This window comes from Streptomyces sp. NPDC059009 (assembly GCF_042740175.1).
In the GTDB taxonomy this organism is placed as follows: Bacteria; Actinomycetota; Actinomycetes; order Streptomycetales; family Streptomycetaceae; genus Streptomyces.
Genome location: NZ_JBHYJB010000008.1, coordinates 169,831 through 195,488, shown reverse-complemented (window position 1 = coordinate 195,488; position 25,658 = coordinate 169,831). Strand labels below are relative to the sequence as shown.

General features: G+C 73.1%; 29 protein-coding genes. 14 read left to right on the top strand and 15 right to left on the bottom strand.

The window, feature by feature from the left end:
- Positions 1-173 precede the first annotated feature (173 nt).
- Positions 174-1,262 (bottom strand): NADH:flavin oxidoreductase/NADH oxidase, encoded by a 1,089-nt coding sequence (locus ACFWYM_RS10645; RefSeq protein WP_384833241.1) that lies wholly within the window; start codon positions 1,260-1,262, stop codon positions 174-176.
- 134 nt (positions 1,263-1,396) lie between these two features.
- On the opposite strand from ACFWYM_RS10645, the gene ACFWYM_RS10640 reads away from it, so the two are divergent.
- Together ACFWYM_RS10640 and ACFWYM_RS10635 are read left to right on the top strand one after the other, a co-directional pair.
- A complete protein-coding gene (locus tag ACFWYM_RS10640; protein WP_384833238.1) occupies positions 1,397-1,780 on the top strand; it encodes an ArsR/SmtB family transcription factor in 384 nt (127 codons plus the stop codon).
- Positions 1,781-1,880: 100 nt separating this feature from the next.
- Positions 1,881-3,560, top strand: a complete 1,680-nt coding sequence (locus ACFWYM_RS10635; protein ID WP_384833235.1) for a glycoside hydrolase family 13 protein — start codon at positions 1,881-1,883, stop codon at positions 3,558-3,560.
- Positions 3,561-3,772: 212 nt separating this feature from the next.
- Here the strand turns inward: ACFWYM_RS10635 and ACFWYM_RS10630 are convergent, their stop codons facing one another.
- Positions 3,773-5,128 carry an FAD-dependent oxidoreductase gene (locus tag ACFWYM_RS10630; RefSeq protein ID WP_384833232.1) on the bottom strand — a complete coding sequence of 452 codons (1,356 nt, stop codon included), beginning with the start codon at positions 5,126-5,128 and terminating at the stop codon, positions 3,773-3,775.
- Positions 5,129-5,404: 276 nt separating this feature from the next.
- Between ACFWYM_RS10630 and ACFWYM_RS10625 the strand changes: the two genes are divergently transcribed.
- Complete coding sequence (locus ACFWYM_RS10625; RefSeq protein ID WP_384833229.1) at positions 5,405-5,986, top strand: DUF6214 family protein; 582 nt, start codon at positions 5,405-5,407, stop codon at positions 5,984-5,986.
- 1 nt (position 5,987) lies between these two features.
- Here ACFWYM_RS10625 and ACFWYM_RS10620 read toward each other — a convergent pair whose 3' ends face one another.
- On the bottom strand, positions 5,988-6,659 hold the full coding sequence (locus ACFWYM_RS10620; protein WP_384833226.1) for a DUF305 domain-containing protein: 672 nt from the start codon (positions 6,657-6,659) through the stop codon (positions 5,988-5,990).
- Positions 6,660-6,853: 194 nt separating this feature from the next.
- Between ACFWYM_RS10620 and ACFWYM_RS10615 the strand changes: the two genes are divergently transcribed.
- Positions 6,854-8,359: an LVIVD repeat-containing protein gene (locus tag ACFWYM_RS10615; RefSeq protein WP_384833223.1), complete on the top strand. Its 1,506-nt coding sequence runs from the start codon at positions 6,854-6,856 to the stop codon at positions 8,357-8,359.
- Here the strand turns inward: ACFWYM_RS10615 and ACFWYM_RS10610 are convergent.
- Entirely contained in the window at positions 8,349-8,978 is a 630-nt protein-coding gene (locus ACFWYM_RS10610) for a TetR/AcrR family transcriptional regulator (protein ID WP_384833221.1), read from the bottom strand. The two genes, ACFWYM_RS10615 and ACFWYM_RS10610, sit on opposite strands and share 11 nt — an antisense overlap.
- A 239-nt stretch (positions 8,979-9,217) precedes the next feature.
- Here ACFWYM_RS10610 and ACFWYM_RS10605 point away from each other — a divergent pair, with 239 nt between their 5' ends.
- The gene (locus ACFWYM_RS10605; protein ID WP_384833218.1) at positions 9,218-9,463 is read left to right on the top strand and encodes a DUF2630 family protein; all 246 of its coding nucleotides are present in this window, start codon (positions 9,218-9,220) and stop codon (positions 9,461-9,463) included.
- Positions 9,460-9,951, top strand: coding sequence for a (4Fe-4S)-binding protein (locus ACFWYM_RS10600; protein ID WP_384833215.1), 492 nt, complete (start codon positions 9,460-9,462; stop codon positions 9,949-9,951). The genes ACFWYM_RS10605 and ACFWYM_RS10600 overlap by 4 nt, the downstream gene beginning before the upstream one ends.
- A gap of 16 nt (positions 9,952-9,967) precedes the next feature.
- On the opposite strand, the gene ACFWYM_RS10595 is transcribed toward ACFWYM_RS10600, so the two are convergent.
- From ACFWYM_RS10595 to ACFWYM_RS10585, 3 genes are read right to left on the bottom strand one after another with little or no spacing between them, the layout of a single operon-like run.
- Entirely contained in the window at positions 9,968-10,669 is a 702-nt protein-coding gene (locus ACFWYM_RS10595; protein ID WP_384833212.1) for an HAD family hydrolase, read from the bottom strand.
- Positions 10,670-10,702: 33 nt separating this feature from the next.
- Complete coding sequence (locus tag ACFWYM_RS10590) at positions 10,703-11,386, bottom strand: phosphatase PAP2 family protein (protein WP_384833355.1); 684 nt, start codon at positions 11,384-11,386, stop codon at positions 10,703-10,705.
- A gap of 51 nt (positions 11,387-11,437) precedes the next feature.
- Positions 11,438-12,373: a M56 family metallopeptidase gene (locus tag ACFWYM_RS10585; protein ID WP_384833209.1), complete on the bottom strand. Its 936-nt coding sequence runs from the start codon at positions 12,371-12,373 to the stop codon at positions 11,438-11,440.
- A gap of 209 nt (positions 12,374-12,582) precedes the next feature.
- On the opposite strand from ACFWYM_RS10585, the gene ACFWYM_RS10580 reads away from it, so the two are divergent.
- Both ACFWYM_RS10580 and ACFWYM_RS10575 read left to right on the top strand, forming a co-directional pair.
- Entirely contained in the window at positions 12,583-12,900 is a 318-nt protein-coding gene (locus tag ACFWYM_RS10580) for an antibiotic biosynthesis monooxygenase family protein (RefSeq protein WP_384833206.1), read from the top strand.
- Positions 12,900-13,247 (top strand): VOC family protein, encoded by a 348-nt coding sequence (locus tag ACFWYM_RS10575; RefSeq protein ID WP_384833204.1) that lies wholly within the window; start codon positions 12,900-12,902, stop codon positions 13,245-13,247. Before ACFWYM_RS10580 ends, ACFWYM_RS10575 begins: the two co-directional genes overlap by 1 nt.
- A gap of 37 nt (positions 13,248-13,284) precedes the next feature.
- On the opposite strand, the gene ACFWYM_RS10570 is transcribed toward ACFWYM_RS10575, so the two are convergent.
- Both ACFWYM_RS10570 and ACFWYM_RS10565 read right to left on the bottom strand, forming a co-directional pair.
- The gene (locus ACFWYM_RS10570; protein WP_384833201.1) at positions 13,285-13,497 is read right to left on the bottom strand and encodes a hypothetical protein; all 213 of its coding nucleotides are present in this window, start codon (positions 13,495-13,497) and stop codon (positions 13,285-13,287) included.
- A gap of 84 nt (positions 13,498-13,581) precedes the next feature.
- Positions 13,582-14,163 (bottom strand): DUF5134 domain-containing protein, encoded by a 582-nt coding sequence (locus tag ACFWYM_RS10565; protein ID WP_384833352.1) that lies wholly within the window; start codon positions 14,161-14,163, stop codon positions 13,582-13,584.
- 146 nt (positions 14,164-14,309) lie between these two features.
- On the opposite strand from ACFWYM_RS10565, the gene ACFWYM_RS10560 reads away from it, so the two are divergent.
- Positions 14,310-15,977, top strand: a complete 1,668-nt coding sequence (locus tag ACFWYM_RS10560) for an FUSC family protein (protein WP_384833198.1) — start codon at positions 14,310-14,312, stop codon at positions 15,975-15,977.
- Positions 15,974-16,522: a MarR family winged helix-turn-helix transcriptional regulator gene (locus ACFWYM_RS10555; RefSeq protein WP_384833195.1), complete on the top strand. Its 549-nt coding sequence runs from the start codon at positions 15,974-15,976 to the stop codon at positions 16,520-16,522. Before ACFWYM_RS10560 ends, ACFWYM_RS10555 begins: the two co-directional genes overlap by 4 nt.
- A 12-nt stretch (positions 16,523-16,534) precedes the next feature.
- Here ACFWYM_RS10555 and ACFWYM_RS10550 read toward each other — a convergent pair whose 3' ends face one another.
- On the bottom strand, positions 16,535-17,467 hold the full coding sequence (locus ACFWYM_RS10550) for an SMP-30/gluconolactonase/LRE family protein (protein WP_384833193.1): 933 nt from the start codon (positions 17,465-17,467) through the stop codon (positions 16,535-16,537).
- 138 nt (positions 17,468-17,605) lie between these two features.
- Here ACFWYM_RS10550 and ACFWYM_RS10545 point away from each other — a divergent pair, with 138 nt between their 5' ends.
- Entirely contained in the window at positions 17,606-18,835 is a 1,230-nt protein-coding gene (locus tag ACFWYM_RS10545) for a M20 family metallopeptidase (RefSeq protein WP_384833190.1), read from the top strand.
- A 17-nt stretch (positions 18,836-18,852) separates the two neighbouring features.
- A complete protein-coding gene (locus ACFWYM_RS10540) occupies positions 18,853-19,674 on the top strand; it encodes an SDR family NAD(P)-dependent oxidoreductase (RefSeq protein ID WP_384833187.1) in 822 nt (273 codons plus the stop codon).
- 18 nt (positions 19,675-19,692) lie between these two features.
- Here the strand turns inward: ACFWYM_RS10540 and ACFWYM_RS10535 are convergent, their stop codons facing one another.
- The gene (locus tag ACFWYM_RS10535) at positions 19,693-21,066 is read right to left on the bottom strand and encodes an NAD(P)/FAD-dependent oxidoreductase (protein WP_384833184.1); all 1,374 of its coding nucleotides are present in this window, start codon (positions 21,064-21,066) and stop codon (positions 19,693-19,695) included.
- Between the two features lie 212 nt (positions 21,067-21,278).
- Between ACFWYM_RS10535 and ACFWYM_RS10530 the strand changes: the two genes are divergently transcribed.
- Positions 21,279-22,658 carry an FtsW/RodA/SpoVE family cell cycle protein gene (locus ACFWYM_RS10530; protein ID WP_384833181.1) on the top strand — a complete coding sequence of 460 codons (1,380 nt, stop codon included), beginning with the start codon at positions 21,279-21,281 and terminating at the stop codon, positions 22,656-22,658.
- A 74-nt stretch (positions 22,659-22,732) separates the two neighbouring features.
- Here the strand turns inward: ACFWYM_RS10530 and ACFWYM_RS10525 are convergent, their stop codons facing one another.
- Entirely contained in the window at positions 22,733-23,119 is a 387-nt protein-coding gene (locus ACFWYM_RS10525; RefSeq protein WP_384833178.1) for a VOC family protein, read from the bottom strand.
- 107 nt (positions 23,120-23,226) lie between these two features.
- On the opposite strand from ACFWYM_RS10525, the gene ACFWYM_RS10520 reads away from it, so the two are divergent.
- Positions 23,227-23,778, top strand: a complete 552-nt coding sequence (locus ACFWYM_RS10520; protein ID WP_384833349.1) for a GNAT family N-acetyltransferase — start codon at positions 23,227-23,229, stop codon at positions 23,776-23,778.
- 12 nt (positions 23,779-23,790) lie between these two features.
- Here ACFWYM_RS10520 and ACFWYM_RS10515 read toward each other — a convergent pair whose 3' ends face one another.
- From ACFWYM_RS10515 to ACFWYM_RS10505, 3 genes are all read right to left on the bottom strand, one after another.
- On the bottom strand, positions 23,791-24,474 hold the full coding sequence (locus ACFWYM_RS10515; RefSeq protein WP_384833175.1) for a glycerophosphodiester phosphodiesterase: 684 nt from the start codon (positions 24,472-24,474) through the stop codon (positions 23,791-23,793).
- A 326-nt stretch (positions 24,475-24,800) separates the two neighbouring features.
- Positions 24,801-25,088 carry an SgcJ/EcaC family oxidoreductase gene (locus ACFWYM_RS10510; RefSeq protein WP_384833173.1) on the bottom strand — a complete coding sequence of 96 codons (288 nt, stop codon included), beginning with the start codon at positions 25,086-25,088 and terminating at the stop codon, positions 24,801-24,803.
- A complete protein-coding gene (locus ACFWYM_RS10505; protein WP_384833170.1) occupies positions 25,085-25,648 on the bottom strand; it encodes a GNAT family N-acetyltransferase in 564 nt (187 codons plus the stop codon). Before ACFWYM_RS10505 ends, ACFWYM_RS10510 begins: the two co-directional genes overlap by 4 nt.
- Between the last annotated feature and the right edge of the window lie 10 nt (positions 25,649-25,658).

Genomic DNA, 25,658 nt, shown 5'->3' with positions numbered 1-25,658 from the left:
CGGCCCGGACGCCTGTGCGGAAGTGGCCGGTTCACGCCGGTGACACGCGTGCCGTGACTGTCGAAATGCCCGCCCGGGGGCGTGCGACGGGCCCGGGCCCCGCTCTTCGGCGGGACCCGGGCCCGGTGCGCGCGCTGGGCGCGCGGGTGAGGCGCGAGCGTCGCGTGCGCGCGTCAGACGGAGCGCAGGTACTGGTCCGGCACGCGCACCTCGGCGCCCGACTCCCGCGCCGCGAGGCGCGCGAACGACGGATTGCGCAGCAGCTCGCGGCCGAACAGCACCGCGTCCGCCTCGCCGTTGTCGAGGACCTTCTGCGCCTGGGCGGCGTCGGTGATGAGGCCGACCGCCGCGACGGGAAGACTCGTCTCGGCCTTCACGCGGGCGGCGAAGGGCACCTGGTAGCCGGGTTCGACCGGGATGCGCACCCCGGCCGCGTTGCCGCCGGTGGAGACGTCGAGGAGGTCCACGCCGTGCTCCTGGAGCAGCGGCGCGAGGCGCACCGTGTCGTCCGCCGTCCAGCCGGGCACGCCCTCGTCCAGCCAGTCCGTCGCGGAGATCCGGAAGAGGAGCGGCAGGCCGTCGGGCCACACCGCCCGGATGGCGTCGACGACTTCGAGGGCGAAGCGGGCGCGGTTCTCGAACGAGCCGCCGTACGCGTCCGTACGCCGGTTGGAGTGCGCGGAGAGGAACTCGCCGATCAAGTACCCGTGCGCGCCGTGCACTTCGGCGACCTCGAACCCGGCGTCCAGGGCGCGCCGCGCCGCGTCCGCGAACTGGCCCACGATCTCCTGGATCTGATCGACGGTCAGCTCCGTGGGCACGGTGTGCCGCTCGTCGAAGGCGACCGGGCTCGGCCCGAGGGGCTGCCAGCCCAGTTCGCTGCCGGGCGCCAGCGGGGTGCCGCGCCGCCACGGGACGTCGGTCGACGCCTTGCGCCCGGCGTGCGCCAGCTGGATGCCGGGGACGGTGCCCTGCGCCTTGAGGAAGCCGGTGATGCGGCGCAGCCCCTCGACCTGCCGGTCGTTCCAGATGCCGAGGTCGGCGGGGGAGATGCGGCCCTCGGGGGAGACGGCCGTGGCCTCCAGCAGGATCAGTCCGGTGCCGCCCGTGGCGCGCGCGCCGTAGTGGGCCAGGTGCCAGTCGCCCGCGACGCCGGTGCCGGGCCCGCTGGTCTCGGCCGAGTACTGACACATCGGGGCCATCCATATGCGGTTGGGGATGGTCAGCGATCGCAGGGTGTACGGCTCGAACAGCGCGCTCACGGCGGGCTCCATTCGTCTGGGACGGGATGTGCTCCACGTACGATAGGCATCGTAGTACGGCGACTGTCAAACTACGAGAGCTCTCGTACAATGAGGGCGACGACGGACCGGGACCGGAACGAAGTGGAGCCGCCATGACCCCGACAGCCGCACCGCCGCCCACGCCCGCGGCCCCCGCGCCGGGCGGCGGCAGGACCCTCGCCCACCCGGAGCGCGCGGACATCCGCCTCGAAGGCGTCCTGCACGCGCTGTCGGACCCGATGCGGCTGCGCGTCGTGCGCGAACTGGCCCGCCAGGGCGAGCTCTCCTGTTCCGACATCGAGCTGCCCGTGACCAAGTCGACCTGCACGCACCACTACCGCGTGCTGCGCGAGAGCGGCGTCATCCAGCAGATCTACCGCGGCACCGCCAAGCGCAACGGCCTGCGCCGCGACGACCTGGAGGCGCTCTTCCCCGGACTGCTCGACAGCGTCCTGACGGCGGCGGACCGGCAGGAGGAGCGCCTGGGCCGCGCCTGAGATCGGGAAGTGGTCCCCCAACTCCCCTCCTCGGTAGTGCTGGTGGCACTTCAGGGCGCAGAATCGGCCCTCCGCGACACGACGACGAGAGAGGGTCTCCATGGCTGACCCGGCTGCGGCTCCCTGGTGGCGCGGCGCCGCCATCTACCAGATCTATCCGCGCAGTTACGCCGACGGGAACGGCGACGGCATCGGCGACATCGCCGGCATTCGCGCCCGCCTCGCCCACATCCGCGACCTCGGCGCCGACGCCGTGTGGATCTCCCCGTGGTACGTGTCCCCGATGGCGGACGCCGGGTACGACGTGGCCGACTACCGCGCCGTCGACCCGCTGTTCGGCACCCTGGCGGAGGCCGAGGCCCTGATCGGCGAGGCGCACGGCCTCGGGCTCCGCCTCATCGTCGACCTGGTGCCCAACCACTGCTCCGAACGCCACCCGTGGTTCCAGGAGGCGCTCGCCGCGGCGCCGGGCGCGGCACCGCGGGACCTGTTCCACTTCCGGCCCGGCAAGGGCGAGCACGGTGAACTGCCGCCCAACGACTGGCAGTCCTTCTTCGGCGGCCCCGCCTGGCACCGGCTCGGCGACGGCGAGTGGTACCTGCACATGTTCGCCCCGCAGCAGCCCGACTGGAACTGGGACCACCCGCGGGTGCGCGCCGAGTTCGAGGACATCCTGCGGTTCTGGCTGGACCGCGGCGTCGACGGCTTCCGCATCGACGTCGCCTCGCTCCTCGTCAAGCAGGACGGCCTGCCCGACAAGGCGTCCCTGCCCGAGGGGGCCCCGCCGCCCGAGGCGGACCGGCCCGAGGTGCATGAGATCTACCGGTCCTGGCGCCGCATCGCCGACGCCTACGACGGCGAGCGGATCTTCGTCGGCGAACTGTGGGTGCCCGCCGACTCCCTGCCCCGCTATCTGCGCCCCGACGAACTCCACACCGGCTTCAACTTCCCCTTCCTGCAAGCCCCGTGGGACGCCACGGCGCTGCGCGCGGTCATCGACGAGACCCTCGCCCAGCACGCCCCCGTCGGCGCCCCGGCCACCTGGGTCCTCGGCAACCACGACACCACCCGGCCCGTGACCCGCTACGGCCGCACCGACACCTCGTACGGAGAGCGGCGGCACGGCCTCCCCGTCGACCTCGCCCTCGGCACCCGCAGGGCCCGCGCCGCCGCCCTGCTCAGCCTCGCCCTGCCCGGCAGCGTCTACCTCTACCAGGGCGAGGAGCTGGGCCTGTGGGAGGTCGAGGACATCCCGCCGCAGCTGCGCCAGGACCCCACCGCCACCCAGTCCGGCGGCACGGACCCGGGCCGCGACGGCTGCCGCGTGCCCCTGCCCTGGTCAGGCGACGAACCCCCCTTCGCCTTCACCCTCGAAGCCTCCGAAGCCCCCGGCACCTCCGAAGCCCGCGCCACCCCCGACACCTCCGCCACCCCCGACCACACGGACGGCACCCCCTGGCTGCCCCAGCCCCCGGCCTGGAAGGACCACACCGTGGCCGCACAGACCGGCGACCCCGCCTCGACCCTGGAGCTCTACCGCACGGCCCTCCACCTCCGCCGCGCCACCCCCGCCCTCGGCGACGGCCCTCTGACCTGGCTGCCCGCCCCCGAAGGAGTCCTGTCCTTCGCCCGCACGGACGGCTTCACCTGCACGGTCAACTTCACCACCGCACCGGTCGAACTCCCGCCGTCCGCCCGCCCATTGCTCTCCAGCGGCCCGCTCGACGAGGGGAAGCTGCCGCCGGACACGGCGGTCTGGCAGTCGCGGACCTCCGGGTAGCGCGGCCCGCGGTGGGGCGGCCGGGCCCGTGTATCAGCGTGCCCCTGCCGTCCCCGCGTCCCCACCGGCCGAACTCCCGCCGTCCGCCCGCCCATTGCTCTCCAGCGGCCAGCGGCCCGCTCGACAACGGGAAGCTGCCGCCCGACACGGCGGTCCGGCAGCCGCGGACCTCCGAGTGGCGCGGCCCCGGGCGGCGTGGCCGCGCTGACGCGTCAGCGCGCCCCCGCCGTCCCCCGGGCAGCTCCGAGCAGCCCCTCCCAGTCCGGGATCTTCACCGGCCCGCGCCCCATCGAACGCCCCAGCTCGGCCTCGGCCCGCTCGATCGCCTGCCACCCCGTCCACTCGACGGGGCGCAGCCCCGCCCGGCGCAGGGCGGCGAGCGGGTCGTCGGCCGCCGTCCGGCGCCGGAGCGCGGGCGCGTCGTCGAGGAGGGAGCGCACGGTCTCCTTGGCGCACGGCCGGTTCGTGCCGATCACGCCGGTCGGGCCGCGCTTGATCCAGCCCGCCACGTACGCGCCGGGCACGGCCACGCCGCCGCGCATGACCCGCCCCGCCACATGGGGCACCGTGCCACGGTCCGGGTCGAACGGCAGCCCGTCCAGCGGGACCCCGCGGTAGCCGACCGAGCGCAGCACCAGCTGGGCCGGCAGGTCCTCGTACCGCCCGGTCCCGGTCACCCCGCCCCGACCGTCCGGCACCGTCCGCTCGAAGCGCACCCCCGACACCCGCCCCGCGGCGCCCGCCACCTCCACCGGCCGCAGGAAGAACCGCAGCCTGATCCGCCGGGGCAGGCCCCGCTCCGGGCGCTCGGCCCAGCCGCGCATGACCTCGATGTTGCGGCGGACGGGACCGGGGAGCCCGGCGGGGTCGGCGTAGGCGGGGTCGAGCGCCAACTCGGCGGGGTCGACGAGCACTTCGGTGTCCGGCAGCGAGCCGAGCTCGCGCAGCTCCTTCGTGGTGAACCGGGCCTGCGAGGGCCCGCGCCGCCCCACCATGTGGACCTCCCGCACCCGGCTGTCGGCGAGCACACCGAGCGCCGACTGGGGCATGTCGGTGGGCCGCAGCTCGGCCTGGCCGCGCGCCAGCATCCGGGCGACGTCCACCGCGACGTTGCCGACGCCGATGACGACGGCCGACTCCACGCCGTTGACGAAGCCGTTCTCCACGGCGTCCGGATGGGCGCTGTACCAGGAGACGAAGTCGGTGGCGGAGTGGCTCCCGGCGAGGTCCTCGCCGGGCACCCCGAGCCGGCGGTCGGCGGCCGCGCCGACGCAGTAGACGACCGCGTGGTACAGCTCGCGCAGCCGGGCGGCGGGCAGCCCGGCGGGCCCGACCTCCACGCCGCCGAGGAACCGCACGCGCTCGTGCTCCAGGACCGTACGGAGGTTGTTCTGCAGGGACTTGATCTTCTCGTGGTCCGGTGCGACGCCGTAGCGGACCAGACCGTAGGGGCAGGGCAGCCGGTCGAGGACGTCCACCCGGACGCCGGGCACCTCGTCCTGCTGCACCAGGGACTGCGCGGCGTACACCCCGCTGGGACCCGATCCGACGACGGCGATGTGCAGCACGGTGGAGCTCCTTCCGTGAGGTGACTCCAGAGGGCGCCTGGGAGATGTCCTCAGCATCGCACTCAGGTGCGGTGATGGGGAGTCATCTGTGCAGTACGGGCGAGGCGCAGGCGGCGCGTGCGCTGACAGGGTGCCTCGGCACGCCTCCCCGTGCGCGCCGTTGACGACCGAGTGTGACTGTACGGCTACCTTTTGGCTGTGCTTGATAGTTCATTTCTTGGTGTTACTGATCACTATCGACTGAATGCGGCCGTTTCCGTCTGGCCCACCTGGGAGTTGCAGGGCCACGGCACCGCGTCGGGCGGGCCGTCGGCGGCGCCCGCGGGGGAGTGGGGCACCGACGCGCGCGACCCCTTCCTGCCCCCCTGGTTCCACGTCCGGCTCACCTTCGGCGACGGCTGCGCCATCGACGTCCTCGCCGTGGTCAGCGACGGGCAGATCTCCATCGAGGACTTCCGCTCCCAACCCCCGCTCTCCCTGGACGAGTTCGCGGCTCTCGCCGACTGGATCGAGGGTCCCCTCGAGGACGCCTGCCGGGTGGTGGCCGATCAGCACGCGGCCGCCGCGTACGGGGACGGCGGTGCACTCGGCGAGACCGGGGCGGGGGCGCCGTGGCCCTGGCGGGACGACCGCTGTCCGCAGCCCCAGGCCGTGCCGCGCCGGGCCCGCCCCGCCTGGCCGCGCGGCAGTGCGGGCCGGCGCATCGTGGCGGAGGCGTACCGCGCCGCGCAGGAGGAGGGGCGCGACCCCGTGCTCGCGGTGATGTGCGCGACGGGACGCAGCCGCCGCAAGGCACTCCGGCTGATCGCGGGAGCGCGCGACGCGGGCTTCCTCGCCCCGCGCCACAACCGCAGATGAGTCACCCCATCTTCCGCATCCGCTCGATCTCCGCCGACTGCTGCACGACGACCTCGTTGGCCATCTCCTCGATCTGGACGTTGTTGCCCTGGGCGAGCGCGTCCGTCGCCATCGTGACCGCGCCCTGGTGATGCGTGGTCATCAGCGTCAGGAAGAGCTGGTCGAACTCCTTGCCGCGCGCGGCCCGCAACTCCCCCAGCTGGGCGTCCGTCGCCATGCCCGGCATCGTGTCGTGGTGGTGCCCGGACGCGTTCCTGCGCGGCCCGCCGTGGTGCTTGAGCCATGCCTTCATCGCGTCGATCTCCGGCCGCTGCGCGGCCGTGATGCGCTCGGCGAGCCCGCGCACCTTCGCCGACTCCGCCCGCTTCGGGGCGAGTCGGGTCATCTCCAGGGCCTGCGCGTGATGGACGACCATCATCTGCGCGTACGTGAAGTCCGCCGCGTTCGGCCGGTCGTCGTCCGCCCGCTTCTCTGCCGCGTCCTCGGCGGACATCGTCCGGGCCCCCTCACCGGGCTTGCCCGGCACGATCACTGAGGGCCCGTCAGAGGGTTTGCCGCCACGGCCGGAACCCGCGTCGGACGAGGCGCCGGAGTCGCAGCCGCCCAGGGTCAGAACGGCGGCGGCCAGGAGCGCGCCCACGGCGGACACTCCGGTCGTACGGCGATGGGCCACGGTGACCTCCTGTGCGGCGAGGGGCAGTTGGGGACCGTCCTAGCACGACTGTGAACGTCTGTGATCGGAAAGCCTCGTTACAAGCACGTTGACATCTGTTGATCTGTGCATGATGAGCACGATACTGCGGGGGTCCATGCACCGTTCACCCATGAACGGTGTCCTCGGCGACGACGCTGCCAAGGGAGACCGCAGTGACCCTGTTGCACACCCCCCGAACCCGGCGCAGACGCCTGGGTGTTGCCGCCACCGCGGCCGGACTGCTCGCCGCGCTGCTCACCGCGGGACCCGCGGGCGCCACCCCGGACCCCGGTGACCACCCCGCCGCCCCCAGGAGCGTGTCGAAGGGCGACGCCGCCGACACCAGGGCGGCCGTGAAGCGCGGCGACATACCGGCCCCGGACGAGATCGTCCACTCCGACAACATCCAGCACCTCGCCAACATCCCCAAGGACGCGCTGCCCGGCCTCAATACGGACCTGGCCTTCCAGGGCAGGTACGCCTTCGCGGGCAACTACGACGGCTTCCGGATCTACGACATCCGCGACCCGAAGAAGCCGCGCACCGTCTCCCAGGTCCTCTGCCCCGGCTCGCAGAACGACGTCTCGGTCTCCGGGAACCTGCTCTTCCTCTCCACCGACTCCTCGCGCAGCGACAGCTCCTGCAACAGCACCACGCAGCCCGCGACCGAGAAGTCCTCCTGGGAGGGCATGAAGGTCTTCGACATCAGCGACAAGGCCAACCCGAAGTACGTCGCCGCCGTCGAGACCGCCTGCGGCTCGCACACGCACACCCTCGTGCCGAAGAAGCGCGACGTGTACGTCTACGTGTCCTCCTACGGGCCCAACGCCACGTATCCCGACTGCCGGCCGCCGCACGACGGGATCTCCGTCATCAAGGTGCCCCGCAAGGCCCCGCAGAAGGCCGCGGTCGTGGACTTCCCCGTGCTCTTCCCGGGCGAGGGCCCGGACGGCGGCGGCAACCCGGGCGGGCCCACCAACCCCGGCGTCTCCAAGACCACCGGCTGCCACGACCTGACCGTGCTGCCCTCCAAGGACCTCGCGGCGGGCGCCTGCATGGGCGACGGGATCCTCTTCTCCATCAAGGACCCCGAGCGCCCGAAGGTCATCGACCGGGTCCAGGACAACGTGAACTTCGCGTTCTGGCACTCCGCGACCTTCAGCCAGAAGGCCGACAAGGTCGTCTTCACCGATGAACTGGGCGGCGGCTCCGGCGCCACCTGCAACGCGGCCACCGGACCGAACCGCGGCGCCGACGGCATCTACGCCGTCACCGGCAAGGGCGAGCACCGCAAGCTGGTCTTCAAGAGCTACTTCAAGATCCCCCGCCACCAGGCCGACACCGAGAACTGCGTCGCCCACAACGGCTCGCTGATCCCCGTCAAGGGCAAGGACCTCATGGTCCAGGCGTGGTACCAGGGCGGCGTCTCCGTCTGGGACTTCACCGACTCCGCCAAGCCGAAGGAGATCGGCTACTTCGAGCGCGGCCCCCTGTCCACCGACACCATCACCGTCGGCGGCTCCTGGTCGGCGTACTACTACAACGGCTACATCTACTCGAACGACATCGCCAAGGGCCTCGACGTCCTGAAGATCGACGACCGGCGCACCGACCCGGCGCGGCACGTCCGCGTCGGCGAGCTCAACGTCCAGACGCAGCCCGAGTACTTCAGGCGCTGACGTCGCGCGTCCCGCCGGGCGGCGCCCCGTCCGGCGGGAGGCCGAACTCCCAGTCCAGACCGAAGCGTTGGAAGAGCTCCGCCCGCAGCGTGGCGGCCGGCATCGGCGCGCCCGGGATGAGCAGCGCGAACACCGCGCCCATCAGCAGCGCGCGCAGCAGCTTGTAGTCCCGGTCCACGTCCTGCGAGCCGTACTTCTCGACCGACCAGCTCAGCAGCTCCTGCAGACGCTGCTGCTCCGGGCAGCGTACGAACCCCTCGGCCTGCAGGATCCCCGCCATGTGCGTCCGCATCAGCAGGGGCTGGTCCCGGGTGAGCCCCAGGATCGCGTCGACGGCCCGCGCGAGGTACTCCCGGCCGTCGGCGGGCAGCGGTTCCCTCTCCAGGGCCGCCGAGAGCGTGCGGTGCATGAGCCGGTGCACCGCGGACTGCAGAAGCTGGCGCTTGCCCGGGAAGTAGTACGAGACCAGGCCCCGGGCCGAACCGGCGCGGTCGGCGATGTCGCCGAGCGTCGTGGCCTCGTACCCCCGCTCCCCGACCAGGTCCACCGTCGCCTGGAGGAGCCGCTCGCGCGAACGCCGACGCAACTCTTCATTGACCGATGGGCTACGGGGCGACATTCTGTAACTCCTGCGTTGACTGGCTCCCAGCCAATATACTCAGCGCGTGCCGGACCACGCCCTTCCGGGGGCTGGTCCTTGGGGGAAGCGCCTTGGGGCAGGCAACACCGCGGGGGAGTGTTGCCTGCTCACAGGCGTACGCCCGCGAACCGCTGTCCCCGTGCATCCCCACCTCTCTCCGCGCGCATCCCCGGCTGCCTCCTTACAGTAGGCCGGGGGGTACGAGGAGGCGTACCGGCATGGACCAACAGCAGATTCTGGCCCGCATCACGGCGATGGTCGACGACGAGAAGAAGCTCAGGGCGGCCCTCGCGGCCGGGGCCATCGACGTCGCCACGGAGCGCGAGCGCCTCAGCGTCCTGGAGCGCGAACTCGACCAGTGCTGGGACCTGTTGCGCCAGCGCCGGGCCAAGGCCGAGTACGGCGAGAACCCGGACGAGGCGCGCGTGCGGCCCGCCGCAGAGGTCGAGAGCTACGAGTCATGACGGACGCGGACCCGGAGCTGAGTCCGAGCCCGAACGCTGCGGATCCGGACACGGCGTCCGCCCCGCGAGCGCCCCGGGGAAAGCCGTACCCGGGCAACGTCATCACCGTCACCTTCGACCCCGCGCGCTGTCTGCACGCCGCCGAGTGCGTGCACGGCCTGCCCCAGGTCTTCGACACCGCGCGCCGCCCCTGGATCACCCCCGACGCCGCCCCCGCCGACGAGGTCGCCGAGGTGATCCGCCGCTGCCCCTCCGGCGCCCTCCAGTACGTCCTCGTCGACGGCACCACGGAACGCCCGGAGTCACCCACGACCGTGCACCGGGACGGGCGGGGGAGGCTGGTGCTCCGCGGCGACCTGCTCATCACCCCCGCCGACTGCGGCGAACCCGTGCCGGAGACCCGCGCCATGCTGTGCGGCTGCGCGGCCAGCGCCCACCAGCCGTACTGCGACCGCTCGGGCCCGTGCGGCGCCGAGGACGCTTCCTAGGGCAGGGGCCGGGGGCCTACTCCTCGCCGACGCGGTCGAGGACCGGGCGGAGTCCGTCGGGACGCCGGTCCGCCGGCAGGTGGTCCACGAAGTGCACCGCGCAGCCCAGCGCCGCCGCCCCGCCGTCCGCACGCCGGTCGTCGCCGACCATCAGGGCATCCGCCGGAGCGACACCGAGCGCCTCGCAGGCGAGCGCGAACAGGCGCGGGTCCGGCTTCTGGATGCCGTGCTCGTACGAGAGGACGTACGCGTCCACATACGGGTCCAGGCCGTGGGCGCGGAAGACGGGCCGCAGGTCCCAGCCGATGTTGCTGACCACGGCGGTGCGCACGCCGCGGTCGTGGAGCGCGGCGAGGACCTCGGCGGTGTCGGGGTAGGGCCGCCAGGCGGCGGGGGTCATATGGCGGGCGTAGAGGGCGTCGTGCAGGGCGGGGTCGGGCAGGACGACCTGCCGGGACAGGCCCGTGAACGCGGCGTGGTGCTGCTCGGCGCTGCGGTCGCGCCGGTCCCACAACTCGGCCAGCGGCGCGGGCACTTCGGCGGGGTGGGCCCCGCCGGGCAGCGCCCCGGCGCGCTCCAGCTCCCCGGCCAGCCGGACCAACTCCCCCTCGGGGAGCGCGAGTCCGGCGTCGTCGAGCACCGCGCGCAGCCAGGTCTCGCTGGACTCGACGCGCAGCAAGGTCCCGGAGAAGTCGAAGAGCACGCCCTTGATCGCCATGCCCGCGATCCTCCGCGAGCGTCCGCCGGACGGTCAAGTGCGGCCGCTCTCCCGCCTTCCCGGCCCGTACGCGTACGTGGTCACGGCCACCGCCACGACCAGGGCGCCGAGCAGCCAGCCCTCGACGACGTCCGACATCCAGTGCACCCCGAGCCAGACGCGGGTCAGGCCGACCCCGACGACGCTCAGCACGGCGAGGGCCACCGCCGTGCGCCAGAGCAGCGGCCCGGCCCCGTAGCGCCGGAGCAGCCACAGCAGCAGGCCGCACACCACCGTGGCCGTCATCGCGTGCCCCGAGGGGAAGGCCGCGTAGTGCGCCGAGTCCACCGGGTCCGGCCAGACCGGGCGCGGCCGGTCCACCGCCGCCTTCAGCCCCTGCTGGAGCGCCGTCCCCACGGCGCACGTCCCCGCCACCCACAGGGCGAGCCACCCGTCCCGGCGCACCGCGAGCCACACCACCGCCACCGCACACAGGGCGCGCATCGTCCAGGGGTCCCACACCCAGTCGGTGAGGACGCGGCTGGTGTGCGTGAGGCCGTCGTGCGTGACGGCCCAGCGGTGCGTGGTGCGGGCGATGTCGCCGTCCAGGGAGAACAGCGGGCCCCACTCGTACGCGACGAGGAGCAGCAGCACGACCGAGGGGACCAGGAGGGCGAGCCAGACACGGGAGCCGCGGGAGTCCGGGCGGGGCGGGGAGTGCGGGGAGGCGGGCGACATGGGCGACATCGGGTGCATGGGGTGATCTTCGCCGATGTGTGCCGCCCCGGGCTATCCGAGGGCGCGCAGGCCCGGCACGAAGGTCACCAGGAACGGCACGACGGGCACCAGGGCGGCGGCCGCGGTCAGCCGCAGCCTGCGCCCCGCCGTGAGCCGGGGGTGGGCGGTGAGGAGACGGTGCACGCGCTGGGGGACATGGGCGTGGGGGGTGGGGCAGGGGCCGAATGTGCCCCGGTCCTCGTTGAGTTCGACGAGCGCGAGGGCGACCGTGAGGCGGCCGTAGCGCCGCGAGGCGGTGTCGTCGGCGGCCAGCTCGACCAGGCGGTGCATCTCGTCGCGGAACGCCGCGAACACCGGGACCTGCGGGAACCCGGTGGCCAGGGCGTCCGAGCAGTGCAGCAGCCAGTCGTGCCGGGCCTGCGCGTGGCCCTGCTCATGGGCGAGCACCGCATCCAGCTGACGCCCCTTCAGACGGCGCAACGCTGCGGTGGTGACGACCAGTTGGGGCGTCGTCCCGGGCAGCCACCAGGCGTCGGGACGCTCGCCCTCCAGGACCACGAGCCGCTCGGGCCCCGGCTCCTCGCCGGGCAACAGCGGGGCGCGGACGACGAGTTCACGGCGGCTGCGCAGCCGCCGGGCCCGCGCCCGGACGATCTCGCGGGTGAGCATCGCCGCGGTCCAGACGCCCCCGAGCGCGAGCGCCACGGCGGTGGCCGCGGCCCAGGGGCCGGTGGCGCTCAGCGCGTACGCCTCGACGACGTCGTGCGGCGCGGGCGCGAAGACATGCCCCCGGACCGCCTGCCAGGCCGCGGCCGCGCTCAGCGTCATCGACAGGACACAGCACAGCAGCACACCGGCGACGACGCACTGCCACACCCAAAGTGCGACCACCGGTTCGCGCTCCACCCAGTCGGCCCGGGCGAGCAGCTTCGGTGCGAGGACAGCGGTCAGCGCGCCCAGCAGCAACAGCGCGACGGGGACCATCATGTCCCCAGCCTATGAGGCGCCCGCTCCCCGAGGGTATGGCCGCCCGCCGCAAGTGACGCACGCCACGTGGCGCGACGGCCGGGGCGACGACACCTCCTCGCCCCGGCCGTGCGGCGAACTCCACCACCGAACGGGGAAGTTGCCGTCGCCGGACACCCGCACCCCGACCGGCGCCGGGAAGTGGCGGACGCCTGAGGCAGGATGGACGCATGAGCGTAGTCAAGATCAACGTCCTGACCGTCCCGGCCGAGCAGCGGGAGACCCTCGAGCAGCGCTTCGCCTCGCGCGCGGGCGTCGTGGAGAACGCCGACGGCTTCGAGTGGTTCGAGCTGCTGCGTCCCGTCGACGGCACCGACAAGTACATGGTCTACACGCGCTGGCGCGACGAGGAGTCGTACAAGGCGTGGATGGAGGGCTCCATGAAGCAGGCCCACCAGGGCGGCGGCGACCGCCCCAAGCCGGCCGCGACGGGCGCGGAGGTGTGGTCCTTCGAGGTGGCTCAGCACGCGGCCCCGAAGAACGCCTGATGAGCGTCCGCCGCGTCATGCCCATCGTCCGGTCGCAGGACGTCGGGGAGAGCCGCGCGTTCTACGGCCGCCTCGGCTTCGAGGTGGTCATGGACCACGGCTGGATCACCACGCTGGCCGCGCCGTCGAACCCGATGGCCCAGGTCAGCGTGATGACCGAGGACAAGACCGCGCCCGTCACCCCGGACCTGAGCATCGAGGTGGACGACGTCGACGCGGCGTACGAGACGGTGCGCGCGAGCGGCGCGGAGATCGTGCACCCCCTCCAGGACGAGGAGTGGGGCGTGCGCCGCTTCTTCGTCCGCGACCCCGACGGCAAGGTGGTCAACGTGCTGTCGCACCGCTGACCCGAGCAGAGCCGAGGGGGCCTGCCTGTGCCAGGGCTCAGGCCCCCTCGGCCTCCGGCTCCGGATGTCGTACGAGCTTCTTCAGTCCCGTCTCCACGTCGAGCCGTGACAGCTCGGCCTCTCGGGCGAATTCTGTGATGCGTGCCTGGACCGCCTGCGCGGTGTCCAGGGTGAGTTCGCCCCGCTGGATCTCGGTCCAGGCGGAACGTTCCAGCTCGATCAAGTCATCGGGAAAGTCAATATCGGCCACGTCGTTGAATATTAAGCGACTCCTGCGAGTGCGGCACGCACCGCCGTCGCGGGGGCGTGGTGCGTGGACGTCGGCCGTCGGTGGCTACAGCGTCAACAGCATCGCCACCATCCCGATCCCCATCGACAGCCGGCACGCGAGCGCCAGTTCGGCCCGGTCCCCCCAGCTGAGCGCCACGGCCGTACCGCCAGCGCCACCGCCGCCCGTCGCCCCCTTCCCGGTCCCCGTCCCCGCCGGGGCGAGCCGCGTGCCCGACCACAGGACGAAGCCCGTGAAGTAGACGAGGAGTGCGCCTGTCAGTGCCGGGACGCCCGCTCCGCCGTGGTGGGCGTGGGCGGCCGGGGTCGCGGACATCGCCACGGACATGTAGGCCATGGCGAAGGAGCCGAGCACGTGGTGGATGTGGTGGGTGCTGCTCAGGGACGACCAGAGCGCGTGCAGCAGTGCCGCGGTGAAGACCGCGGCGTAGGCGAGCCACAGCCAGCGTGGTGGTGTGATGACGGCCGCGGGCAGCGCCATCACCGCCATTCCGAAGCCCATGAGGGCCTCGCCGCCCGCCGTGCGGCGCTGTTCCTCGACGGTGCTGCGCATCCTCAGCAGACAGTAGGCCCCGGTCGCCGCGCACAGCGCCACGAGCAGCCACCCGGCCTGCGCCGGTCCGTGCACCGCACACCTCCCCCTGATCGACGGCGTCGTCGGGTCGATGCCCGTGCACGCGGAGTCGTACGCGAGCGCACGGGTGTACACGGGGAGCACACCGGGGGAGTGGGGGTAGATTATTCACGGGTAAAACACTTGCTAATCTTCTCTTCATGAGCAGCCCGACCCTCCCCTCCCGCCCCCGTCGCCCCCTCGCCCGCCCCCTCCCGCTCGCCGGTGTGCTGCGGCCGGTGAAGCCCTCGGACATCTGGTTCAAGTCCGCGCTGAGCGTCGTCGTCGCCACCGCGATACCCAACGTGACGCTGCTCGTCATCGGGCGGCTCGACCTGGTGATGTACACGATGGCCGGGTCGTTCTGCGCGCTGTACGCGCACAACCTCCCGTACGCCGCGCGGGGGCGGGCCCTCGCGTGGGTCGGGGCCGGGATGCTGGGGAGCATGGCCGTGGCGCTCGTCGCGGCCTCGCTCGCCGGGTCCGCCGTCGTGCTCGTCGCCGTCGGCGCGCTCCTCGCCGCCGCACAGAAGGCCCTGTGCGACGCGACCCGCATCGGGCCGCCCGGCCACCTGATCTTCACCTTCATCAGCTCCGCCAGTCTCTTTGCGCCGCAGACCATCGGGCAGGTCCCCGGCCACCTCGCGCTCACCCTGGGCGCGGCGGCTGTGGCCTGGGTCGTGGGCATGGCGCCCGCCGTGCTGCGCCCGCACGGGCCCGAGCGGCGCGCCACCGCCCGCGCCCTGCTGGCCGCGGCCGCCCACGCCGACAGCGCCGCGGCGGGCGACACCCCCGCCGTCGTACGGACCCGGGGTGCCGCGGCCGCCGCCGTGCACGCCGCCTGGCAGTCCCTGCTCGCCGCCGGAGAGCGCACCGCCGCCCGCCGCGCCCTGGAGCGGCTCGTCGTCCGCGCCGAGGACGCGCTCGCCGGCCCGGGTGCCGCCGATTCCGGGCAGCTACGGGCGTGGGCCGCCGGGCTGCGGGGGACCGGGGCCGTGCCGCGCCCCCGGGACGTACGCCGTGGGGAGGAGGAGGAACTGCTCGGGCTCGAGATGGAGTTGAGCGGGGCGCGGTCGTCGTGGTGGCGGCGTATCGGGCCCGGATCGCCGGTCCTGCCCATCGCGCTGCGCACCGCCGTCGGCTGCGCGCTCGCCGGGTACGCCTCGCTCGCCCTCGGCATCGGCCGCCCCTACTGGGCCCTCGTCACCGCCGCCTCGCTCTACCAGGCCAACGTGACGCTCACCTGGAACCGGGGCGTGCAGCGCGTCGTCGGGAACCTGGTCGGCGTCCTCGCCTTCGCCGCGATCGTGCCGCTCGCCCACCTCAACCACGCGCTGCTCATCGCCTGTTGCCTCGCGCTCGCCTTCGGTGCGGAGGCGCTGATCACCCGCAACTACTGGCTCGGCACCGTCTGCGTGACCCCGATGGCGCTCCTCGTGACGGAGTTCGCGCGCTTCCAGGAGCCCGGGGCGCTCATCCTCGACCGGGTCGTGGACACCCTTCTCGGCGCGCTCCTCGGCGTCGTGGCCGCCATCGCCGTCACCAACCGGCGCGCCACCGACCGCATCGAGCAGGCCATCGACGCCACGGAGCGGGCCCGGGCGCGGGTGGACGGCCACGGAGCCTCCGCGCACGCGCGCCGCGGACTCGCCGCCGCCCTCGTCGATCTCCGCGCCGCCGCCGACGCCGCCGCCGGGGAGTGGTGGCAGCGCGCCCTGCCCGAGCACCGGGTGCTCGTCGCCGAGCAGGCCGGACACCGTACGCTCGCGGCGGCGGCAACAGCGACGGCCATAGCGACGGCACAGCGCAGCGGAGGCATACGAGGATGACGACAGGCAACGGCCGGGGGACGGGCGCGAGCGGCGCGGACCGGCGCGACACCGTGGCCGCCGTGGTGCGGCAGTGGCAGGCGGTGCGCCCCGACATCGACACCGCGCCCATGGAGGTCATCGGCCGCATCAACCGCTGCGCCGCCCTCCTCCAGCAGGCCGAGGACGCCCCGCTGCGCCGCGCCGGGCTCACCCGCCCCGAGTTCGACCTCCTCGGCGCCCTGCGCCGCACCGGCCACGAGCTGACCCCCGGCGAGCTGGCCCGCGAGACGTTCTCCTCCGGAGCCGCCGTCACCAAGCGGCTCAAGCAGCTCCAGGAGCGCGGCCTCGTCGACCGCCGCGTCGACACCCGCGACCGCCGCGTCGCCCACCTCAGCCTCACCGACACGGGCCGGGAGCTCGTCGACGCGCTCATGCCCGACCAGCTCGCGTACGAGACGGACGCGCTGTCCGGGCTCGACGGCCCTGAACAGGGGCAGCTGGCCGCCCTGTTGGGCGCGTTGCTGGGGCAACTGGAGGGACAGTTGGGCGGGGTGCGGGCCTGAGTCGGCGGCCGCTCAGCCCACCGTCACCTTCAGGATCCGCCCGGACGCCTCGACCACGTACAGCTCACGCCGCCCGTCGTGGTCCCCGAAGCCGCGCGGGACGCGGACGCTCGTGGGCATGCGCAGCCCGGACACCAGGACACAGGACCGGCCCGTCGCCGGGTCGACCCGGATCAGCTCACCGCTGCCGAACGTGGCGACCACCAGGTCGCCCTCGAACTCCGTGAGGTCGTCGAGGAGTTTGACGTCCAGGGGGTGCGCGCTGAGCCGCGTCACGACGGAGTGGCGGGCCGGGTCGTCCAGGGGGATGCGGACGACGGGGGACTCGGTGCTGGTGATGACGCTCGCGTAGAGCTGGTCGCCGACGATCTGCAGGCCGTTCGTGCCGAAGACGTCCGCCTTCTTCGTCCACTCCGTGTCCGGGGTGCCGTCCGGGCCGAACTTGAGGACGCCGGTGGCCAGTTCACGGCTCACGTAGAAGTTGCCGCGCCCGTCGACGGCGAGGCCGTTGACGCCGGAGAGGCCGTCCACGACCGTCTCCGGCTCCGGGTGCGCGGCGGCCGGGTCGAAGCGGGCGATGCCGCCGCTCGGGGACAGCGGATTCACGCCGAAGTTGACGTACATCATCCCGTCGGGCCCGCGCCGGATCCCGCCAGGACCGCTCACCGCGAAGCTCGCCCGCAGCGACCCGTCGGGCGCGTACCCCTCCACCCGGTTCTGCGTCACATGCGCCACCCACAGCGTGCCCCGCCCGTCGAACTCCAGGTTCTCCCGCCAGTCGACGAGCGGAATGCCGCCCTCATGGAACACCGCCACCCGCCCGCGCTCCGCACACGGCCCGAGCCCCGCCGGGGCCGCGGCGGCCGCCCCCGCACCCTCGACTCCGCACAGCGACAGCAGACTTACCGCGACAGCCAGCGAGCGCACCCGCATCCGTATGCCCATGCGGGTCGTTGTACCGCCCCCGTTCCTCGGCCCACCAGTACCTCATCTGCCAACCCGCGCCTTGCCAACCAGCCATCCGCGGCAGCGAGTTGAGGCATGCAGGTGTGAGGACGCCCGCCGGGTGCCATGTATGAGGCCATGGACGACGTCGCATCCGGCATCGCACCCGACATCGAAGCCGCCGTCTCCTTCGCGCAGGCCCTGGTCCGGCTGCGCACCGTCGACGCCGCCGGGGCCACGGAGGTCGAGCGGCCCGCCGTCGCGCTGGTCCGGCGGCTCTTCGACGACTTCGGCTGGCCCTGCGAGGTGACCGAGATCGCCCCGGGACGCCCGAACGTCGTGGCCGTAGTCGAGGGCGGCGGCGGCCTCGGGCCGACCCTGATGTTCGAGGGGCACGTCGACGTCGTCACCGAAGGGGACCCGGCGGACTGGAGCGTCGACCCCTACGGCGGGGAGATCCGCGACGGGCGGTTGTGGGGAAGGGGCGCGGCCGACATGAAGTCCGGTGTGGCGGCCATGATCCATGGGGTGCGGGCGCTGCAGCGCGCCGGGCCGTTCCCCGGGCGGATCGTGGTCGGCGTGCTCTGCGACGAGGAAGGGCTGATGCTCGGCGCGAAGGCGTTCGCGGCCTCCGCGCTCGCCCGGCGCGTCGACGCGGTGATCGTGTGCGAGCCCGAGGGGTACGAGGTGTGCGCCTCCGCCCGCGGCGGGATCCGGCTCCGCCTCGACCTGGACGGGGCGATGGCGCACGGCGCGATGCCGCAGCAGGCCCGCAACCCCCTCGTCGCGGCCGCCCGCGTCGTCGACTCGCTGGCCCGCGCCCAGGAGTGGGCGCGCGACCGCTACGGCACCCATACGCGCGCCGGCAGCGTCACCGTCACACCGACCGTGGTGCGCGGCGGCGACCCGGATCAGTTCAATGTCATCCCGGCGCACGCCGTCGTCGGCGTCGACGTCCGCACCATGCCCGGCGCCGATCACGACGAACTCATCGAGACCGTACGGGAGTTCAGTGCCGAGGCCGCGGCCGGCGCGGGCGTCTCGGTGCGGCTCACCGTCGTCGACGACCGCCCCGCGATCGAACTCCCCGAGACCCATCCCGTCGTCACCGCCCTCGTCGACGCCCACCGCCGCGTCCACGGCACACCGCCCCCGTTCGGCACCGTGCCCGGCACCACCGACGGCACGGTCCTCACCCGCGACGCGGGCCTGCCGACCGTCGTGTACGGCCCCGGCGGAAAGTGGATCGCGCACCAGAAGGACGAGTACGTCGAGGTGCACGAGATCGGCGAGTACGCGCGCGTCTACGCCCACGCCGCGCGGGAGTACCTGACCCGGACGGCCGCGAACCCATCCGTATCACCGTGAAGGGAAAGGGAGTTGAGATGTCGTACGCCGATCTGTTCCGGCTCGACGGGCGGCGCGTCGCCGTGGTGGGCGGGGGCAACGGGATCGGCCGCGAGGCCGCCCGCGCCCTGGTGGCCCTCGGCGCGCAGGTGATCGTGGCGGACCGGGACGGGCCGGGCGCGGTCGAGACGGCGGAGCTCGCGAGCGAGGTGGAGGGGAAGGACAAGGGGCACGGGCAGCGGGAGGGGGAGGGGGCGGGCAGCGCCACCCCCTACACCCTCGACGTCCTCGAACCCGACGCCGTGCTCGCGGCCGTCGACGCGTGGGGCCCCCTGGACGGTCTTGTCGTCACCGTCGGCGTCAACGTCCGCAAGCGCATCGCCGACTACACCCTCGCCGACTTCGACCGGGTCCTCTCCCTCAACCTGCGCGCCTACCTCACCCTCATCCAGGCGGTCGCCCCCGGCATGGCCGAGCGCGGCCTGGGCAGCGTGGTCGGCTTCGCGTCGATGCGGGCCTTCCAGGTCGAGCCGGGGCAGGGGGCGTACGCGGCGTCCAAGGCCGGGCTCGTCCAGCTGTTGCGGACGGCGGCCGCCGAGTGGGGGCCGCGCGGCGTGCGGTTCAACGCGGTCGCGCCGGGTGTGGTGCGCACCGCGCTCACCGACCAGATCGCCGCCGACCCCGCCTGGTACGACGCCTACGCGCAGGCGTCCGCGCTCGGCCGCTGGGCGCGGCCCGACGAGATCGCCGGGGCCGTCGCCTATCTCGTCTCGGACGCCTCGACGTTCGTCACCGGGAGCGTGCTGACGGTCGACGGCGGCTGGACCGCCGTCGACGGCCGGTTCGACCCCTCGGTGTGAGGCGGTCCGCGGCGCGGGTCAGAGCTCGGGGCGCGTCGGCGCGTAGTGGTACGTCGACACCGTCTCGGCGATCTCCTCGGGCGTCATGTACGCATCGGTCCGCTCGAACGACGCGAGCGTGGCGGGCCGCCCGGCCTGGAAGCCGGTGCGTACGTAGTCGTCGCCCGCCACCGCGTTCAGGCCCCAGTTGGCGACGGTGCGGAACCGTGCCGTGCCGCTGCGCAGCGCCGCCAAGTGGTAGCCCCGCGCGACGAGTTGGGCGGGCAGGCCGGAGAGCTGGACGCCCAGCGGCTTCGAGACCGCCTGGATGCCGCCGAGGTCCACCACCAGGCCCATGTCCTTGTGACGGTAGGGCGCGAGCGGCTCGCCGTGCAGCGCGGCGGCGACGTTCGACGCGGCGGCCCAGCCCTGGCGCATGGCGTGCTGGGCGGTGGGCGGGCAGACGGCGTCGCCGCCCTTGACGACGTCCGGCACCGCCGCCGCGTCGCCGAGCGCGAACACTCCGTCGAGGCCCGGCACCGTCAGGTCGGGGCGGACCACCAGGCGGCCCCGGTTCGTCTCGGCGGCGAGCGTCGCGACGAGCGGGCTGGGTGCGACGCCCGCCGTCCAGATCAAGGTGCGGCAGGGCAGGGAGCGGCCGTCGGTGAGCGTGACCGTGTCCTCGGTGCACTTCTCGACGCTCACCCCGAGGGACACCTTCACTCCGCGCCGCTGGAGGATGCGCATCGCCTTGTCGCCGAGCCGCTCGCCCAGCTCCGGCATGAGGCGGGGCGCGAGGTCGACGAGGTGCCAGGTGATGAGGGTCGGGTCGAGGCCCGGGTAGCGCTTCACCGCCGCGGCGGTCAGACGCTGCAGATAGGCGGCCGTCTCCGTGCCCGCGTAGCCGCCGCCGACCACCACGAACTGCAGCCGCGACTCCCGCTCCGCCCGGTCCGAGGTGGCCGCCGCGAGGTCGAGCTGGGCGATGACGTGGTCGCGGATCCAGGCGGCCTCGGCGAGCGTCTTGACGCCCACCGCGTGGGTCTCGACGCCGGGGATGTCGAACTGCCGCGTGACGCTGCCGGGGGTGAGGACCAGGTAGTCGTAGCGCTCCACCACGGTCTCGCCGTTGATCTTCCGGACGACCACCGCCTTCGCCTTCGGGTCCACCCCGACCGCGCCGCCGGGCACGATCGCCGTGCGGTGCAGCATGCGGCGCAGCGGCACGGCCACCGACTGCGGGGTGAGCACACCGGAGGCGACATGCGGGAGCAGCGGCAGATACAGCTGGTGGGCCTGCGGGCTGATCAGGCGCAGCTCGGCCTCGTGGGGCTTGAGGATCCGCTCGAGCTTGTGCGCGCATTCCATGCCGGCGAAACCACCGCCGACGACCAGGATCCGAGGAGCAGCCATGAGAAGTCTCTCCAGGTATTGAGGCGGACGACTGGCGCCAGGGCCTTTGGATCAACGTAGGCGATCCGCTCGCCGCTCACGACCGGAACGGTCAGGTCCTGAACAGAGATGGCCTTCTCTTGGTCACTTTCTTCATCATTCGGAACGAATGATGAAGAAACGCACTCTCTCCCTGCGTACGACAGAACGGAACATTTCACGTGGGGCGGAGCATGGCGGAGGAACTGACCAAGGAAAACCGCCGTGCCTCGGCCCGGCACCGCCGCACCACCGAGGCGCTGCTGCTCTGCTTCGTCGCGGCGGTCACGATCGGCGGACAGATCTACACGGGCCTGTCCATGACGGGCCAACTGCCGAACGGGATCTCCGGGTTCGCGGCGAGCGTGCTGCTGTTCCTCTTCGTCGCGCACATCGCGGTCCGCCGCTACGCCCCGTACGCGGACCCGCTGATCCTGCCCCTGGGCGCCCTCCTGTCCGGCCTCGGCCTGGTCCTTCTCTACCGGCTCGACGTGACGTACGCGAAGAAGTTCAAGAACGCGGTCGAGACGGCTCCCGGACAGCTGATGTGGACGGTCATCGGGGTCGGGGTGTGCGCGGGGACGCTCGCGCTGATCCGCGACCACCGGGTGCTGCGGCGCTACATGTACGTGATGATGGCGGTCGCCCTCGTCCTGCTGATGGCCCCGGCGTTCTTCCCGGGCGACACCTACGGCGCCAAGCGGTGGATCTACCTGGGGCCCCTGTCCATGCAGCCCGGCGAGTTCGTGAAGATCATGCTGGCGGTGTTCTTCGCCGGCTACCTCGCCACCCAGCGCGACGCCCTCGCGCTCACCGGCCGCAAGGTGTTCGGCATGCGGCTGCCGCCCGCCCGGCAGTTCGCGCCGATCGTCGTGATCTGGGTCCTGAGCCTGCTCGTGCTGATCTTCGAGCGGGACCTGGGCACCTCGCTGATCTTCTTCGGCCTGTTCGTGATGCTGCTGTACGTGGCCACGTCCCGGACCAGCTGGATCGTCTGCGGCCTCGCGATGGCGGTCGTGGGCGCCGCCGTCGTCGGTACCACCCAGCCCCACGTCCGGGGCCGGGTCGCGGCGTGGCTGGAGCCGATGGCGGTGTTCCTGCCCCCGGACCAGCGGCCGCCCGGCCTCGTCTCCGACCAGGCGGCCCAGGCCCTCTTCTCCTTCGGCAGCGGCGGCCTGACCGGCTCGGGTCTCGGCCAGGGCCACCCCGAGCTGATCGGCTTCGCGGGGCGCAGCGACTTCATCCTCACCACGGTCGGGGAGGAGCTCGGCCTGGCCGGCATGCTGGCGGTCCTCCTTCTGTACGCCCTCCTCGTCCAGCGCGGCTTCGCCGCCTCCGTCCGCCTCAACGACCCCTTCGGCAAGCTCCTGGGCTGCGGCCTCGCGGGCGCGCTCGCCCTCCAGGTCTTCGTCGTCGCGGGCGGCGTCACCGGACTGGTCCCGCTGACCGGCAAGGCCATCCCGTTCCTCGCCAAGGGCGGCTCGTCGCTGATCGCCAACTGGCTGATGATCGCGCTCCTGTTGAGGCTCAGTGACCGGGCGGAGCGGGGGCGGCTCGACGGGGTGGCCGACTGATCCGGCTGATCCGGGCTGATCGTTCTGATCCGGGCTGATCGGCTGCTCCGGTCTGATCCGGGCGGCCCGGACGCCTACGGCCGATACCGCAGCGGATGGTCCTCGGGCACCTCCACCACCGCGATCCGCACCCCGTCCGGATCCTCCAGCCACATCTCCACCAGCCCCCACGGCTCCTTCACCGGTTCCCGCACCACCGGCACCCCGCGTCCCGCCAGCTCCGCGTGCGCCGCCGCCACATCGGCCACCTGGAGCCAGAGGCGGAGCCCGGGGGAGGGCGGTGCGGTGGCGCGGCCCGAGAGTTCGAGGAAGCCGCCGCCGAGGAAGTAGACGGTGCCGCGGTCGGGGCCCGTGCCGAACTCGCGGTACACGGCGAGGCCGAGGCCCTCGCCGTAGAAGGCCCGTGAGCGCTCGGGGTCGGTGGGTGTGAGGAGGGTCCTGCTGCTCAGTACGTGCACCATGCGCCCGCAGCCTAGTGGCGGGGTTAGGCTCGGCGGTGCCCTGCCGTGCCGTGGACCGCGCACCGGCGGGGTCCGCCATGCTCGCCGAGAGACCGGAGTACCGCCCCATGGACACCGCCCCGACCCCCGCCACCGGCGCCCTGACCTACCGGGACGCCACCGACGCCGATGCGGACGCCCTGGTCGCGCTCATCGAGTCGGCGTACCGCGGGGACTCGAGCCGGGCGGGCTGGACCACCGAGGCCGACATCCTGCAGGGGCAGCGCACCGACCCGCAGGGTGTCCTCGACGTCATCAAGGCGCCCGACAGCAAGCTGCTCACCGTCGAGCGGGACGGCGCCGTCGTCGCCTGCTGCCAGCTCGAACACCGGGGCGCGCACGCCTACTTCGGGATGTTCGCGGTCAGCCCCGCGCTGCAGGGCGCGGGCCTCGGCAAGGAGATCATCGCCGAGGCCGAGCGGACCGCCCGCGCCGCCTGGGGCGTGACCGAGATGCATATGACCGTGATCTCGGTGCGGGGCGAACTCATCGCCTGGTACGAGCGGCGCGGCTATCGCCGTACGGGACAGATGACCCCGTTCCCGTACGGCGATGAGCGCTTCGGCATCCCGCAGCGCGACGACCTGCAGTTCGAGCTGCTGGTCAAGCCGCTCGCGTAGCGGCGTCCGGCGTCACGCGGTGAAGCGGCCCGTGCGCTTGATCTCCGGGTAGTCCGTCGTCGCGCCGTCGAGCTGCAGCGCGCGGACCAGGCGCAGGTCGTCCTGGGTGTTCACGACCCAGCCGATGATGCGCAGATCGGCCTTGCGGGCGTGCTCGACGATCTCCAGGGTCAGCCGCCGGATGTTCAGGACGAGAGCCGTGGCGCCGACCGTGGTGGCCCGCTCCACGACGTCCGTGCCGTAGCGGCTGGCCACGAGCGCCGTGCGCACACCCGGCACCAGGCGGGCGATCTCCGCGATCGCCTCGTCGTGGAAGGAGATCACCTCGACCCGGGAGACCAGGTCGCGCCGGTGCATGACCTCGGCGAGCGCACGGGCCGCCGCCACGTCCTTGATCTCGGCCTGGAGCGGCGCCCGCACCGCGTCCAGGACCTCCTCGAAGACGGGGATGCGCTCGCCCCGCCCGGCGTCCAGCTCACGGAGCTCGGCGAGGGTCTTCTCGGCGATCGGGCCCTTGCCGTCCGTCGTCCGGTCCACCAGGGCGTCGTGCATGACGACGAGGGCGCCGTCCTTGCTCAGGTGCAGGTCGAGTTCGATGAGGTCGAGGCCCGCGGCTTGCGCGGCGATGAAGGAACGCAGGGTGTTCTCGGGCTCCACACCCATGATTCCGCGATGACCGATGGTGAGGAAGTTCAAAGGTCCACTCGCTTCCGTCGACGGCGGCTCGGCTGCCGGGTGGCGGGGACGGATGCCACGCGGCAAGCCCGCAGCCTAATGGCCCGACTCGGCGAAGGAACCACTGTGACGTGGCGGACCGGCCGATCCGGTGCCCTCCGCTCTGGTTCCCACGATCCCCAGAAGGATCCCGGTGATGACGGCGGCGACCAGAACTGCGCGGGTACTCACGGGTGTGCGGCTCCTCGACGGGGCGACCGGCTGACCCGCCCCGTCCTACCGGCCGGGCACCCGCCGCCGCGAGCTCTGTCACCCTGGCGTGGGCGATTCTCTTGCGTGTTGACCGGTCAGGCGAGGGGTGTCGTCCGGGCCAGGGCTGTGCGCCGGTCGCCCGTCTCCCGGGTCATCACGAAGGTCAGGACGCCCTGCGCGGGAGGCTCGGAGGTCCGCCGGGCGGCGGGGCGCCCGTCGTGGACCGTCTTGGTCAGGCTCACGACGGCGACGTCCGGGGTCGCGAACCGGATGTCGTCGATCTCCGGCACGGTCCGGATGTCCTTGAGCGGGGAGGCGACCGCTTCGGTCATCGCCGCGGCGAAGGCGGCACGTCCGAAGAGGCGCCGCCCGACGAGGTTCACGCGTCGCCGTCTCGCCCTGCCGCGTAGCTGTGCAACACGACGGTCCGGCCCGGGGCCCACTGCTGCTCGGTCGTGGCCAGGAGCTCCCAGCCCTGCCGCTCGTACAGCGCGGCCGCCGCCGTGTCCGTGGCCACGACGTCGAGCACCGGATGCAGGCCGAGGCCGTGTGCCTCCCGTACGGCGTGTTCGAGGAGCAGGGCGCCGATGCGGTGGCCCCGTGCGTCCGGGGACACGAACAGCCTGCTCACCACGGCGGTCTCGGCCGTGCTCATCCCCGTACGGCTGCTGAACAGGCCGGGTGCCGCGTCGCCGTCGTCGGCCCGCGCGAGCCCGATGTGCCCGACGACCGCACCGTCCAGCTCGGCCACCCACGCCCCGCTCTGCGCCGTCCCGGCGAGCCACTCCCGGGGCCGCAGGGGCCAGTTCACCGGGTAGCCGTCGTGGGCGTGCACGGCGGCGAGGACCTGGACGCAGGCGTCCAGGTCCGGGTCGGCGCGCGGACGGACGTGGGGGAGCGCCGGGGAGGTGGTGGGGGCAGCGGGGTCGGTCTGGGGCGTCATGGGGTGAGGC